This window comes from Nitratireductor aquibiodomus NL21 = JCM 21793 (genome assembly GCF_000615975.1).
In the GTDB taxonomy this organism is placed as follows: domain Bacteria; phylum Pseudomonadota; class Alphaproteobacteria; order Rhizobiales; family Rhizobiaceae; genus Nitratireductor; species Nitratireductor aquibiodomus.
In genome coordinates, this window is sequence record NZ_BAMP01000058.1 from 13,352 (window position 1) to 27,346 (window position 13,995).

Sequence of the window (13,995 nt, forward strand, 5' to 3'; positions counted from 1 at the left end):
GTGTTTCTGCCACCCTAAACCGGCCCCGGAGGGCTCGGTCGCAGGGCTGTCGCCAATGCCGGTTCAGGCAATCTGTTCCAGATCAGCCATGAAATGATCGCGACGGTTCCAAGCGTCGGGATGATGAGCACCATTGCCAGCACCGGATCGCCAATCAGCGCCGCGATGCTGCCACCGGCAAGCCCGGTTCCCATCTGCAGAAAACCGGTGAGCGACGATGCCGAACCCGCGATGCGTGGAAACGGCGCGAGGCCGGCTGTCATCATTGCCGGCATCACAAAGGCAATGCCGAAGGCATAGACCCCCACGGGACCCATCACCCCGATAAAGCTCGGCTCGAACAAAGTGAGGGAGAAAATCAGGAGCAGGCTGCCCGCGCCGATGGCAACAAGGCCGATGGGCACCAGCCTGTAGGCTCCAAGTGACTTCATCAGGAAACGCGCCGCAACCGCGCCTGTGAAATACATGCCCGACTGCGCCAGCATGCCGATCCCGAACTCGGCCGGCGTCAACCCGACGCGGCTCATGAGAATGAAGGGCAGCACTGTCGCCTGTGTGTAGAGCGCCCCCACCGCACCGGCGATAACCAGGCTGGAAAGCATGAAATAGGCATTGCCGAGCAAAAGGCCATATGACTGGATCAACGCACTCGGGCTGATGCGTGACAGGTCGCGCACAACCGTCTCGCGCATGCAGAAATGTATGACCAGCGCAATCACGGCACCCGCCCCAAGCATGAGAACGAAGATTGCATGCCAGCCGGCAAGCTGCATTGTGAGGCCGCCAAGAGTGGGGGCGAAGGCCGGACCGATCGCCAGAATGATGCCGATCAGGTTCATGATGCGGGCGGAGCTTTCCTGGGTGAAAAGGTCGCGCACCACCGCGCGCGACACCGCGACGCCAACCGCAGCCCCAAAGCCCTGCATGAAACGCGCCGCGATCAATGTCTCGATGTTGGGCGACATCAGCGCGATGAAGCTCGCCACGACATAAATGCCGATAAACGCGAAGGTGACGGGCTTGCGCCCCAGCCCGTCCGACAGGGGTCCGCAGAAAAGCTGGGCAAATGCAAAGCCGGCAAAATAAAGCGATATGGTCATCTTGACCGCTGCTTCCGTGGTGCCGAACGCCTCCACGATCTGCGGCATGGCAGGCGTGAACAGCGCCATCGAGACCGGCCCGAGCGCCACCAGCATTGCCCCGATGATGCTGACACGCCGCTCGCTCATGAGCGGCGGCGCGGCAACATCATCCGGTGTGTCCGCACGCAGGTTCATAAACGCGCCTCCGCACGGGCGTCGGCAGGTTTTTGCGAGAACCCGGCAAGATTGGCGCGAACAAGTTTCAGCTGATCGAGCAGGCTTTCCCATTCTGCGTGGCTGAGCGAGCCCGCAGCCTTCTTCCGCATCTCCGCAGCCACCCGGCCAATCGCCTCGAGAACGTCGTCAGCCCCATCGGTGAGCTCGACCAGCTTGGCGCGACGGTCCTTCGGATCGTTTGCACGGCGGATAAGTGCCCGCGCTTCGAGCCGGTCCAGATAACCGCTGAGCGTCATGGCCTCCACGCCCATGCGTTCGGCCAGGACATTTTGCCGGACGGCTCCAGCGCGCGCCGCATGCACCAGGTTCTTGCCTCACCAGGCGTTACACCAAGACCGGCATCCGCGATCGCGCGGTCCATCGTGCCACGGATCAGGCGATGGATGTCGGCGACCAGAAAACCGAAGGAATCAGGATTGACGGAGTGCGTCACAACAGTTGCCCCTTATTATAAGGTAGGCTTAATATAAGCACTACATATAGTCATGACCGATCATCGTCAACTCCAGCCATTGCGCGTCTGACAGCCAACGCCTACATCGCAGGGAGCCCACCCTTCCAACATTCTGGAACCCTCATGCAGAAATCCGCCCCAATCGATCTCGCAACGCACCCGCTGACGAACTGGACCGGCCCGCATGGCCTGCCGGATTTCACCGCGTTCGACGACGCAGCATTCGCACCTGTGTTCGAGGCTGCCTTGAGCGCGCACGAAGCCGAGATCGCCAGGATTGCCGGCAACGCCGAAGCACCCGACATCGACAACACGCTGGCCGCACTGGAGCTTGCCGGAGACGCTCTGTCGAAGGTCTCCGCGGTTTTCTGGTGCCGGGCCGGCGCACATACCAATGAAACGATCCAGACGCTGGAGCGGGAGATTTCGCCGCGTATGGCACGGCACGTTTCCGCGATCTTCATGAACGATGCGCTCTTCGCCCGCATCGATCAGCTTTATCAGGATCGTGAGGCGCTGGGTCTCGATGCGGAAGCAAGCCGCGTTCTGGAAAAAACCTGGAAGCGTTTCGTGCGCGGCGGCGCGCAGCTCGATCCGGATGACAAGGCGCGGCTTGCCGCGATCAATGAGGAACTGGCCGGGCTTGGCGCGCAGTTCGGCCAGAATGTGCTTGCCGACGAGAGCGGCTGGGCGCTGTTTCTGGACGAAAGCGACCTGGCCGGGCTTTCCGATGCCCTGAAGAGCGCCATGGCCGAAGCTGCTGAAACGCGCGGTGAGGAGGGGCGGTTTGCGGCGACGCTGTCGCGCTCCATCGCCGAGCCATTCCTCGCCTCGTCAGAACGGCGCGACCTGCGCGAAAAAGTGTTCAGCGCGTTTACGAAGCGTGGCGAGAATGGCGGAAAGACCGACAATTCCGACGTGATCGCCAGCACACTGAAGCTGCGCTCCGAAAAAGCGAAACTGCTCGGCTATGACTCCTATGCTGCGCTGAAACTCGACGACACGATGGCCAAAACGCCCGAAGCCGTGCAGGACCTGTTGCAACCGGTCTGGCAGAAAGCGCGTGAGAAGGCCGCCGAAGACGAGAAGGAACTGGCCCGCCTCGCCGCGCGGGAAGGGCAGAACCACGCCATCGCCCCCTGGGACTGGCGCTACTATGCCGAAAAACGGCGCGCCGAGCGCTTTGCTTTCGATGAGAGTGCGCTCAAACCCTATCTTGCTCTGGAGAATGTCATCGCTGCTTCGTTCGATGTGGCGCACCGGCTCTTCGGACTTACCTTCGAGGAACTGAAAGCGGTGCCCGCATGGCACGAGGACGTGCGCACATTCATCGTCCGCAACGCCGATGGCTCCACGCGGGGCCTTTTCATGGCCGATTATTTCAATCGCCCGTCGAAGCGCTCCGGCGCATGGATGAGCGCGCTTCAATCCGGCTATCGTCTGGGGGAAGGCAAATCCCCTATCATCTATAATGTGATGAACTTCGCCAAACCGCCGAAAGGGCGCCCCGCCCTGCTCTCCGTGGACGAGGCGCGCACGCTGTTCCATGAATTCGGACACGCACTGCACGGCCTGCTGAGCGATGTGGCCTGGCCATCCATCTCCGGCACCTCGGTCTCGCGCGACTTCGTGGAACTGCCCTCGCAGCTCTTCGAGCACTGGTTCACGGTGCCTGAGGTGCTGCAGAAGTTTGCGCTGCACCACGAGACCGGCGAACCCATGCCCCAGGAACTGGTGGAGAAAATGCGCGCCGCCCGCACGTTCGACGCCGGCTTCGCCACAGTGGAGTTCACCGCATCCGCACTGGTCGACATGGCCTTTCACAGCCAGGTGGAAGCGCCGGAAGACCCGCTGCGCTTCGAAGCGGAAACGCTCGAGAAGCTCGAAATGCCCAGGGCCATTGCCATGCGCCACCGCACGCCGCACTTCCTGCATGTGTTCGCCGGTGATGGATATTCAGCCGGCTACTATTCATACATGTGGTCGGAAGTCCTCGATGCCGATGCCTTCCGTGCCTTCGAGGAGAAAGGCGATCCATTCGATCCCGAGACGGCGGAAAAGCTGCGCCGGCACATCTATTCTGCGGGCGGCTCCGCCGATCCCGAGGAGCTTTACAAAGCTTTCCGCGGCCGCATGCCCACCCCGGAAGCCATGATGGAGAAGAAGGGGCTCGCCTGAGAGTTATTGACAGTCACGGATGTGTCATGTGAGCGATAACTCACTGCAACATTGAAGCACCAGATTGCCTCCCGAGAATCAACCAGATTGAGGGAGACTGTCATGAAGTCCTTCGCAGTGAGTACCCGCCGCAAATTCCTCCTTGGAACCGGCGCAACCGCACTCGCCACCGCCGTGGGCGGGCTTGCCATGCCCGCCATCTCGCGGGCCTCTTCGCGCCCCATGTTCACACACGGCGTCCAGTCCGGCGATGTCGACACGACGAGCGGCATGATCTGGACCCGCACGGACCGGCCGGCGCGGATCGAGTTCGAGATATCGACCACCGAGAGCTTCGCCAACCCCATGCGGCTGCCCACCATGGACGCGCTGCCGGAGAGCGATTTCACCGTGAAGCGACTGCTCGAAAACCTCGCCTCGGACCAGGACATTTTCTATCGCATGAGGGCCGTTGACCTGAACGACGTCTCGGCTGGTTCCGAGCCCATTGTCGGCCAGTTCCGCACGGCTCCGTCTGCCCGCCGCGACATTCGCTTTGCCTGGTCCGGCGATACGGCGGGTCAGGGCTGGGGCATCGACGAGACCGGCATGAAGACCTATGCCACCATGGCAAAGCACCGCCCGGATTTCTTCCTCCACTCGGGCGATACAATCTATGCCGATGGCCCGATGGACGACGAGGTCACGCTGAAGGACAGCAGCGTCTGGAAAAACACCGTGCTCATCGACGAAAAGCGCAAGGTTGCCGAATCGCTGGACGAGTTCCGTGGTCAGTGGAAATACAACATGATGGACGATCACGTGCGCGCACTGAACGCCGTCTGCCCGACCTTCTTCCAGTGGGACGACCATGAAGTGGTCAACAACTGGTCGGCCTCCAAGGACCTTTCGGAAGACGATCGCTACACCGAAAAGTCGGTGGCGCTGCTACAGGCCCGCGCGGCACGCGCTTTCCACGAGATGACGCCGATCCGCTACACCCCGGCGGAGCCCGGTCGCGTCTACCGCAAGATCGCATACGGTCCGATGCTCGACGTCTTCTTCCTCGACATGCGCTCCTACCGAGCTGCCAATTCGGAAGGCCTGCAGGAAGCCGCCGGCGAGGAAACCCGCTTCCTCGGCGACGAGCAGATCCGCTGGCTGAAACGCGAACTCGCCAACTCCCGCGCCACATGGAAGGTCATTGCCGCCGACATGCCGATCGGCCTGGTGGTGCCGGATGGCGACAGGATCGAGGCGATCGCCAATGGCGACAATGCAGGCCCGAAAGGCCGTGAATTCGAGATCGCCGATCTGCTGCGCTACATCAAGAATGCGGGCATTGAAAACACCGTCTGGTTCACCGCCGATGTGCACTACACGGCAGCCCATTACTACAATCCCGACAAGGCTGCTTTCCAGGACTTCAAACCGTTCTGGGAGTTCGTGTCCGGCCCGCTTCACGCCGGCACGTTCGGGCCCAACAAGCTCGACGGGACGTTCGGACCTGAGCTCAAATATGTGAAGGCTCCCAGCGAGGAACAGGGCGCCAACCTGCCGCCTTCAGCCGGCTTCCAGTTCTTCGGTCTTGTCGACATCGACGCCACCACGGAACAGATGACCGTGCGGCTCATGGACCGCGACGACAGCGAACTCTACAAAGTGACGCTCGACCCCGTGCGCTCTGCCTGACGGACCCCGCAGATCAGAAAGCCGGGGCCTCTGGTCCCGGTTTTTTTGCGCGCTTTCGAAAGATTAAGCCAACAGTTGGCTCAAACTACCAATTTATTGGAATGCCATGCCCAATAGGTCGCAGTTTGAGAAATTGCATCTTCTCTCAAGCGGCATTAACTAATCTGCATCGCACGCACTCACGGAGAGCACGATGGATCAGACATACACGCCCCGGGAAGCCGGTGCCGCGGCGAAGGCCACCACCGCGCGGCCGGATGTGACCGTCTTCTTCGACCAGCGCACCTTCTCCGCGCAATATGTCGTTGCCGATCCGGCAACCGGAAAATGCGCCATCATCGACCCGGTGCTGGATTTCGACGAGAAATCGGGCAGCACGTCGACGGAGAATGCCGACAGGCTCCTTGCCTTTGTTGCCGGGAACGGGCTGGAACTCGAGTGGATCCTCGACACCCATCCCCATGCCGACCATTTCTCCGCCGCAAGCTATCTGAAGGAGAAAACCGGTAGGCCCATTGCCATTGGTGAAAGGGTCATAGAGGTTCAGAAGCTCTGGAAAACAATCTACAACTGGCCCGAATTCAAAGCGGACGGTTCGCAGTGGGACAGGCTTTTTGCCGACGGCGACACCTTCACCATCGGCTCGCTGCCAGCAAGGGTCATGTTCTCGCCCGGCCACACCCTGGCTTCGATCACCTATGTGATCGGCGATGCCGCCTTCGTTCATGACACGCTCTTCATGCCCGATTCCGGCACGGCACGCTGCGACTTTCCCGGCGGCAGCGCCGAACGGCTCTGGAAGTCCATCCAGGACATTCTCAGCCTGCCGGACGAGACCCGCATATTTGTCGGTCACGATTATCAGCCGGGCGGGCGCGAACCTCGATTTGAAAGCACTGTCGCCGAACAGAAGGCGTCAAACACTCATATGTCGAAATGCGAAACGGAAGCCGATTTCGTTGCCGTCCGTGAAGCGCGCGACAGGACCCTGCCAATGCCAAAGCTCATCCTGCACGCACTGCAGGTGAACATGAACGCCGGGCAACTCCCCGCGCCGGAGACCAATGGCAAGCGCTATCTCAAGTTTCCGCTCAACGCGCTCGAGGGCGCAAGCTGGGGCTGATCTTGCGGCCGCCCGCGGCACGAAGGGCAGTGAACACTTTCGCAATTGCGAAAAAACCTGTATGAGCGCGGCAACGCAACTGGCCGCGCCATGCCTTTCGCGCGCCTACCGACCCCAAAAGAGCACACATGAAACTGCGCAATATTGCGATCATCGCCCACGTTGACCATGGGAAAACGACACTCGTCGACGAGCTTATGAAGCAGTCCGGCGCCTTCCGCGACAACCAGCGCGTCGCGGAGCGGGCCATGGACTCCAACGACCTCGAAAAAGAACGCGGCATCACCATTCTTGCCAAGGCCACTTCGGTGGAATGGAAGGAAACCCGCATCAACATCGTCGACACGCCCGGCCACGCCGATTTCGGCGGCGAGGTGGAGCGCATCCTCTCCATGGTGGATGGCGCCGTGCTTCTGGTGGATGCCGCCGAAGGCCCGATGCCTCAGACCAAGTTCGTTGTCGGCAAGGCGCTCAAGGTCGGTCTGAAGCCGATCGTCGCCATCAACAAGATCGACCGTCCGGACGCGCGTGCCGACGAGGTGATCAACGAGGTGTTCGACCTCTTCGCCGCGCTCGACGCTACGGACGAGCAGCTCGACTTTCCGATCCTCTACGGCTCGGGCCGCGACGGCTGGATGAATTACGAGCCCGAAGGCCCGAAGGACCAGGGTCTCGCCCCATTGTTCGACCTCGTGCTCAAGCATGTGCCCGAGCCGACCACCGAGCCCGGCCCCTTCCGCATGATCGGCACCATTCTGGAAGCCAACCCATTCCTCGGCCGCATCATCACTGGACGCGTCGCCGCCGGCTCCATCAAGCCGAACCAGGCGGTGAAAGTGCTGCATCACGACGGCACGCTTCTCGAAAACGGCCGCATCTCCAAGATCCTCGCCTTCCGCGGACTTGAGCGCCAGCCCATCGAGGAGGCCCATGCGGGCGACATTGTCGCCATTGCCGGTCTCTCCAAGGGCACCGTCGCCGACACATTCTGCGATCCATCGGTCACCCAGCCGATGGAAGCCCAGCCGATCGACCCGCCGACCGTGACCATGAGCTTCATCGTCAACGACTCGCCGCTGGCCGGCACCGAGGGCGACAAGGTGACGAGCCGCGTGATCCGCGACCGCCTCCTGAAGGAAGCCGAGGGCAATGTGGCGCTGAAGATCGAGGAAGCCGACGACAAGGATTCCTTCTACGTCTCCGGCCGTGGCGAACTTCAGCTCGCCGTTCTCATCGAAACCATGCGCCGCGAAGGCTTCGAGCTCGCCGTCTCGCGCCCCCGCGTGGTCATGCAGAAAGACGAAAGCGGCCAGCTTCTCGAGCCCATCGAGGAAGTGGTCATCGATGTGGACGAAGAGCATTCCGGCGTCGTCGTTCAGAAGATGTCGGAGCGCAAGGCCGAGATGATCGAGCTGCGCCCCTCCGGCGGTGACCGCCAGCGCCTCGTCTTCCACGCGCCCACGCGCGGCCTGATCGGCTATCAGTCTGAGCTTTTGACCGACACGCGCGGCACGGCCATCATGAACCGGCTGTTCCACGATTATCAGCCCTACAAGGGCGAGATCGGCGGCCGCGTGAACGGCGTCCTGATCTCTAACGATGACGGCGAGGCAGCGGCCTACGCCCTGTTCAACCTGGAAGATCGCGGTCCGATGGTGATCGACGCCGGCGTGAAAGTCTATCACGGCATGATCATCGGCATTCACTCCCGTGACAACGATCTGGAAGTGAACGTGCTGAAGGGCAAGAAGCTCACCAACATCCGCGCCGCCGGCAAGGACGAGGCGGTGAAACTGACTCCGCCGATCCGCATGACGCTGGAGCGCGCGCTTTCCTGGATTCAGGAAGATGAGCTGGTGGAGGTGACGCCGAAGTCGATCCGCCTGCGCAAGCTCTATCTCGACCCGCACGAGCGCAAACGTTTCGAGAAAAGCCGCGCCGGCGCGGCTTGAGACTGACCGGTTTTCCGGCCAGGTTGTCTGCATGAATGACTTGGTCGAACCGCTCTATGCCGAACCAGATGTCGCGCAGTTCTATGATTTTCGCGGGGCTGCGCGACCTGACCTGGCTTTCTGCAGGAAACTCGCCGGCAACGCCCGCTCGGTTCTAGACCTCGGCTGCGGAACTGGCGAACTGGCCGCTCTCCTGAGCGCAGGTCGACGCGTTGTCGGGGTCGATCCCGCAGCGGCTATGCTCGACATCGCGCGCACCCGCCCAGATGGCAGTACGGTGGACTGGATCGAAGGCGATGCACGCACGATCCGACTTGATGAGCGTTTCGATCTGGTTGCTCTCACGGGCCATACGTTTCAGGTCTTTCTCACCGAAGCGGATCAGCGCGCTGTGATTGAAACCATCGCCGCACATCTGAAACCGAGTGGCCAGTTCATCTTCGACAGTCGCAATCCGGATTTTCCCGGCGGGAAGACCCGCACAAAGGAAACGACACTACGCCGCTTCACACACCCCGGGCATGGTGAGGTCGAAGCGTGGAATGAGTCCACCTTTGACGACGCGGCGCAGATACTCAGCTATCGAAACAGCTATCGCGTGCTGAAAAGCGGTGAGGCGCATACGGCCACGGCACGCATTCGCTATACGCCGAAGAATGTCATCGCAGAGCTGTTGCAGGAAAGCGGGCTTCAGGTCGAAGGATGGTTTGGGGATTGGACCGAAAGCACCTTCGAACCAGCATCGAAGGAGATCATTCCGCTTGGGCGCGCAGTGCCGCAATAGCCAGTTGAAGCACGCTGTAGCGTCAGGCGGGCACCAATCTCGCGCCTGGCGCAGCCGTCAACACATCCCACCATCCGGGTTGACAGTTTCCATACATAGCGCCCTAATCTCCGTACCTTCGTGGAGGAGTTCCCCAATGGATCCCGCATTCCTGCTCACGGCGCTTGTCGTCGTGCTCATTCCAGGCACTGGTGTGATCTACACACTGGCCATCGCGCTTGGCCGCGGCGGACTGGCATCCGTTTCGGCCGCGTTCGGCTGCACGCTTGGCATTCTGCCCCATATCGCAGCCGCGATCCTCGGCATCGCCGCCCTGCTGCACGCCAGCGCGATGCTGTTCCAGATCGTGAAATTCGCCGGGGTGCTCTATCTCCTCTGGATGGCATGGGGTGCGCTGAAGGAGAACGGCATGCTGAATGCCGAACCCGACCGCAGCGCGATCCCGCATCGGGCGATCATCCGACGCGGCTTCCTGATCAACATTCTGAACCCAAAGCTCTCGATCTTCTTTTTGGCCTTTCTGCCCCAGTTCATTCCCGCCGAAAGCGCAATGCCCGCGCTCGATATGGCATGGCTGGGCTTCATCTTCATGGCGATGACCTTTGTCGTCTTCGTGCTCTACGGGCAGATGGCTTCGCTCGTGCGAGGCAGGGTCCTGTCGAGCCCGACCATCATGAAATGGCTCCGGCGCTCGTTTGCGGCAGCCTTTGCCGCGCTCGGCCTGCGTCTGGCGCTCTCCGCAAGGTAGAACAAATGGATATGTCCGCCCTCATCATCTTTGCCGGCGCCCTGCTTGTCGCGGCCGGCTCTCCCGGCCCCAGCATCGCGGCGCTGGTTGCCCGCGTCATCACACGCGGCTGGCGCGATGTGTTGCCGTTCCTGGCCGCCATGTGGATCGGTGAGGGTATCTGGCTTTCCTTCGCCATTTTAGGCCTCGCCTATGTGGCGGAGACCTTCCACATGGCTTTTGTGACGATCAAATATGCGGGCGTGGCCTATCTGCTCTATCTCGCATGGAAGATGTGGACCGCGCCCGTGGAAACGGGTGGCGAAGCCCTGCCCAATGCCGGCTCGCGCCTGCGTCTCTTCTTCACCGGCATGGCAGTGACCCTCGGAAATCCGAAAATCATGATGTTCTATCTGGCGTTGCTGCCCACCATCATCGATGTCGCCTCGGTAACGCTGATCGGCTGGGCGGAGCTGACGCTCACCATGGTGGTTGTTCTGGTGGCGGTGGATGCCGTGTGGGTGCTTGCCGCCACACAGGCACGCAGGCTGCTCAAAAGCCCGCGCGCCATGCGCATTGCAAACCGCACCAGCGCCTCGATGATGGCCGGCGCAGCGGCGGCCATCGCAACGCGCTAGAGCATCGGACCGAAAAGTGGAACCCGGTTTTCGGACTATTCCGATGCTCCATCAATAGTCTGGATCGCCGTGCGTCCCGCATGGACGCAGGGCGATCTACAGCGCCGCGCGTCTTATAAGACGCGCAAAGGACGCTGTAACACTTTCAAATGATGCATGTTCGTTGTCTTTCAAATGAATTCATTTGAAAGCGACATGCATTAGAGCAACCACTCGATCCAGCGGCCATGGAAGTCGCAGTGCGCAAGATCGCGGCGCTCTCCAGTGGGCCACAGCGTGAGCGAAACCAGCGCGAATGGCTCATTCGTGTCCGAGGGTTCCATGCGCAGCCATGCGATGGGTGGACCGCCTGCCCGGCCAGCCGTTTCAAGCGCGGTCTCTATACGGGCCCGCGTTTCATGGCGAAGGTATTGCCACATGATCGAATGGAAAAGCACCGTGACCCGATCGGGCCGGCGGGCGGCAAGCGCGGCATCCACAAAGTCAGCGGCATCCGCCTTTTCCAGTGCGAAAGGCGTCTCGTTTGCCAACTCCATTGCCGCGCGCAAGCGGGAAAGCCGCGCCTCCTGATCGGCCCACACATAGGAGGTCAATCGCAACCGCTGATCATCCCGCGACACGTCGATGGGCGCAATGTCGCTGCCCTGGCGCGTGGCGATATCCAGTGCCCCCGACAGGTCCGGTGCTGACCCGCGCGTCTCGGGCTCCAGCCTCACGGGAGAAGCGGCGTCGCCCCATACGCTATCGCCATAGCGGTAGCGAAAGCGGTCAAACAGAAGGTTGAGCCTGCACTCGAGCCAATCTCACAAAGGTCGAGCGGCAGGCCGGTTTCCCGCGCGATCTGGAGAAAGCCCGGCATAAGCATCGCCGAACGACCGATCTCATTGGTCTGTGGTGGGCTGTCCAGATTGGCGCAAAGACGCGCATCATGGCGGGCGATGGCCGCGCTCATGGCCTTTCGAAGCGCCTCAGGCGAAGCCGCGTTTGGTGGATAGACCCCGGCAAGTGCGGCATCCTCACCGGCAAGCACAAGCGCATGCAGCCCGCCACACAGACGCAGCGCCAGCGCATCCTCCCCGGCCTCGCCCGGCCAGCCGAGCACGCGCGCACCGGTGGCGGTCTCGCGGTCCAGTATGTCAGGCAGAAGACGGCACAGTTGCGCCGTAAAGGGAGAGCCCATGCGATCGCAGGCCAGCGCCTGCTTCTCGAAATGCGCGCTGATATGGGTCGTCATACATCCCTCCTGCTCGTTGGGATGAAAACCTTAGCATGCGTTTTACGGCGCTTTTGCTGCAGTGCAGCATTTCATCTGGGCCAGAGGAAATGGCGTGGGCTGTCAGCTTGCCGGGCGCTCCGCCAGAGCTTTTTCAATCTCGGGCATCAGACTTTTGCGGATGCTCTCGGGCGTGAACGGTCCCACATGTTTGTAGCGGATCGTGCCATCAGGCCCGATGAGAAAGGTTTCGGGAACGCCATAGACGCCCCAGTCGATCGCAGCACGGCCATTCTGGTCGACGCCAATGGCATCGTAGGGATTGCCGAGATCGCCCAGAAACCGGCGGGCGTTTTCCGGCTTGTCCTTGTAGTTGAGCCCCGCAATCACGACGCGCTCATCCGTGGCGAGTTGCATCAGCAGCGGGTGCTCCTGACGGCATGGCAGACACCAGGAACCCCAGACATTGACCAGGGTGACCCGGCCACTGAACGCCTGCGATGAAAGCCCAGGCAGGTTCATCCCCTCGAGCGGGGGAAGATCGGTCTGCGGCGCGGAGCGGCCAATCAGTACGGATGGCACGAGAGAGGTATCCTTGCCGGAAAAGAGCTGCATCAGAAAGACGGCCGAAAGCGCCAGAAAAAGCAACAGCGGCAGCAGGAACAGAAGCCGCCGCGAACGGGGCGGCTTTTCGCTTGTCACGCTCATTTCTTCGGCGCCTTGCGGTCCGAGCGGCGGCGAATGCCACGCTCTTCAAGCTCCTTGAGCTCTCGCTTGCGGCCGGCCTGATCGATCAGGATCCAAAGGCCGAGCCCCGCAATCACCAGCGCCGAGATTCCGTAGGCGGCGAAGACATAGGCTGCGTGGGTCATCGTGCTGCCCTTTCTGCTGCCCGCGCCGAAAGCCGGCGCATGGCGACAACACGACGGCGCCAGATGTCCGCGCGCATCGCCATCAGATGCAGCGTGACGAAAAGCAGTGTGAAGCCCAGCGCACAGATGAGCAGCGGCCACAGCAGCGAGGCGTGGATCGTGGGGCCATCGAGGCGGAACACCGAAGCGGGCTGATGCAGCGTGTTCCACCAGTCCACCGAGAACTTGATGATCGGTATGTTGACGAAGCCGACGAGCGTGAGGATTGCCGCAGCCCGCGCCGAACGGCCGGGATCATCCATGGCCCGCGTCAGGGCAATGATGCCGAGATACATCAGGAACAGGATGAAGACGGAGGTCAGCCGCGCATCCCAGACCCACCATGTGCCCCACATCGGTTTGCCCCAGACGGAGCCGGTGAATAAGGCGAGCGCCGTGAAAGCAGCGCCAATGGGAGCAGCGGCTTTCAGCGCCACATCGGCAAGCGGGTGCTTCCACACGAGTGTTCCAAGCGCGGAAATAGCCATCAGCGAATAGCAGAACATGGCAAGCCAGGCGAACGGCACATGGATGTACATGATCCGCACCGTGATGCCTTGCTGGTAGTCCTCCGGCGCGGAGAACGCCATGTAGAAGCCGGCAGCGAGAACGGCCAGCGACAGGCCGCCGAACCATGGAACAAGCGTGTCGGCCAGCGCGAGAAAACGCGTGGGATTGGCGAGCGCCGTCAGGCGACCGGAGAGCGTAGAGGCTTGCGGCGTGGCGTTTGTCATGCCTGAACCCATAGCGTTGCGTGTCCTGTTCCGCAATCGAATCGATTGCCGCACATCAGTCGCCGCCCCAGCGCAGTGCAAGGGAAGCGGCCAGCGGCCCGATGACGGCAAAGAACAGCATCAGCGCGGCAAGAATGAGGAAAGGCGGCAGAAACGGATCGGGGTCGGCCACCGCCCCGCGCGCCGCCGCCACACCGAAGATCAGAACCGGGATGGTGAGCGGCAGGACCAGAACCGAAACCAGAAGCCCGCCACGCGGCAGCGCCACGGCAAGGGCCGCCCCGACCGCGA

14 protein-coding genes and 1 pseudogene are annotated in these 13,995 nt (G+C 61.7%); 7 read left to right on the forward strand and 8 right to left on the reverse strand.

Going from position 1 to position 13,995, the window contains the following annotated elements:
• Positions 1–14: 14 nt before the first annotated feature.
• The 3 genes from JCM21793_RS15245 to JCM21793_RS30455 are packed head-to-tail and all read right to left on the reverse strand — an operon-like array spanning position 15 to position 1,752.
• Positions 15–1,277: a multidrug effflux MFS transporter gene (locus JCM21793_RS15245; protein WP_025030921.1), complete on the reverse strand. Its 1,263-nt coding sequence runs from the start codon at positions 1,275–1,277 to the stop codon at positions 15–17.
• The gene (locus tag JCM21793_RS30450) at positions 1,274–1,555 is read right to left on the reverse strand and encodes a MarR family winged helix-turn-helix transcriptional regulator (protein ID WP_244439792.1); all 282 of its coding nucleotides are present in this window, start codon (positions 1,553–1,555) and stop codon (positions 1,274–1,276) included. The genes JCM21793_RS15245 and JCM21793_RS30450 overlap by 4 nt, the downstream gene beginning before the upstream one ends.
• Complete coding sequence (locus JCM21793_RS30455; RefSeq protein WP_244439793.1) at positions 1,552–1,752, reverse strand: hypothetical protein; 201 nt, start codon at positions 1,750–1,752, stop codon at positions 1,552–1,554. The genes JCM21793_RS30450 and JCM21793_RS30455 overlap by 4 nt, the downstream gene beginning before the upstream one ends.
• Positions 1,753–1,896: 144 nt before the next feature.
• On the opposite strand from JCM21793_RS30455, the gene JCM21793_RS15255 reads away from it, so the two are divergent.
• The 7 genes from JCM21793_RS15255 to JCM21793_RS15285 all read left to right on the forward strand — a co-directional run bounded on the left by JCM21793_RS15255 (position 1,897) and on the right by JCM21793_RS15285 (position 10,846).
• Complete coding sequence (locus JCM21793_RS15255) at positions 1,897–3,951, forward strand: M3 family metallopeptidase (RefSeq protein WP_025030922.1); 2,055 nt, start codon at positions 1,897–1,899, stop codon at positions 3,949–3,951.
• Between the two features lie 102 nt (positions 3,952–4,053).
• Positions 4,054–5,622, forward strand: coding sequence for an alkaline phosphatase D family protein (locus tag JCM21793_RS15260; RefSeq protein ID WP_025030923.1), 1,569 nt, complete (start codon positions 4,054–4,056; stop codon positions 5,620–5,622).
• Positions 5,623–5,815: 193 nt separating this feature from the next.
• Complete coding sequence (locus tag JCM21793_RS15265; protein ID WP_025030924.1) at positions 5,816–6,745, forward strand: MBL fold metallo-hydrolase; 930 nt, start codon at positions 5,816–5,818, stop codon at positions 6,743–6,745.
• A gap of 128 nt (positions 6,746–6,873) precedes the next feature.
• Positions 6,874–8,697 (forward strand): translational GTPase TypA, encoded by a 1,824-nt coding sequence (gene typA, locus JCM21793_RS15270; RefSeq protein WP_025030925.1) that lies wholly within the window; start codon positions 6,874–6,876, stop codon positions 8,695–8,697.
• A 31-nt stretch (positions 8,698–8,728) separates the two neighbouring features.
• The gene (locus JCM21793_RS15275) at positions 8,729–9,481 is read left to right on the forward strand and encodes a class I SAM-dependent methyltransferase (protein ID WP_051556210.1); all 753 of its coding nucleotides are present in this window, start codon (positions 8,729–8,731) and stop codon (positions 9,479–9,481) included.
• 136 nt (positions 9,482–9,617) lie between these two features.
• Complete coding sequence (locus JCM21793_RS15280) at positions 9,618–10,229, forward strand: LysE family translocator (protein ID WP_007010668.1); 612 nt, start codon at positions 9,618–9,620, stop codon at positions 10,227–10,229.
• A 5-nt stretch (positions 10,230–10,234) separates the two neighbouring features.
• Positions 10,235–10,846 (forward strand): LysE family translocator, encoded by a 612-nt coding sequence (locus JCM21793_RS15285; RefSeq protein WP_007010669.1) that lies wholly within the window; start codon positions 10,235–10,237, stop codon positions 10,844–10,846.
• Positions 10,847–11,046: 200 nt separating this feature from the next.
• Here the strand turns inward: JCM21793_RS15285 and JCM21793_RS31535 are convergent.
• The 5 genes and pseudogenes from JCM21793_RS31535 to JCM21793_RS15310 all read right to left on the reverse strand — a co-directional run.
• A pseudogene (locus JCM21793_RS31535) lies at positions 11,047–12,080 on the reverse strand (DUF2332 domain-containing protein).
• Between the two features lie 102 nt (positions 12,081–12,182).
• Entirely contained in the window at positions 12,183–12,767 is a 585-nt protein-coding gene (locus JCM21793_RS15295; protein ID WP_025030927.1) for a DsbE family thiol:disulfide interchange protein, read from the reverse strand.
• Positions 12,764–12,931 (reverse strand): heme exporter protein CcmD, encoded by a 168-nt coding sequence (ccmD, locus tag JCM21793_RS15300; protein ID WP_007010672.1) that lies wholly within the window; start codon positions 12,929–12,931, stop codon positions 12,764–12,766. Before ccmD ends, JCM21793_RS15295 begins: the two co-directional genes overlap by 4 nt.
• Entirely contained in the window at positions 12,928–13,716 is a 789-nt protein-coding gene (locus JCM21793_RS15305; RefSeq protein WP_007010673.1) for a heme ABC transporter permease, read from the reverse strand. The genes ccmD and JCM21793_RS15305 overlap by 4 nt, the downstream gene beginning before the upstream one ends.
• Before the next feature lie 43 nt (positions 13,717–13,759).
• On the reverse strand, positions 13,760–13,995 hold a 236-nt coding region (locus tag JCM21793_RS15310), incomplete at its 5' end, for a heme exporter protein CcmB (protein ID WP_025030929.1).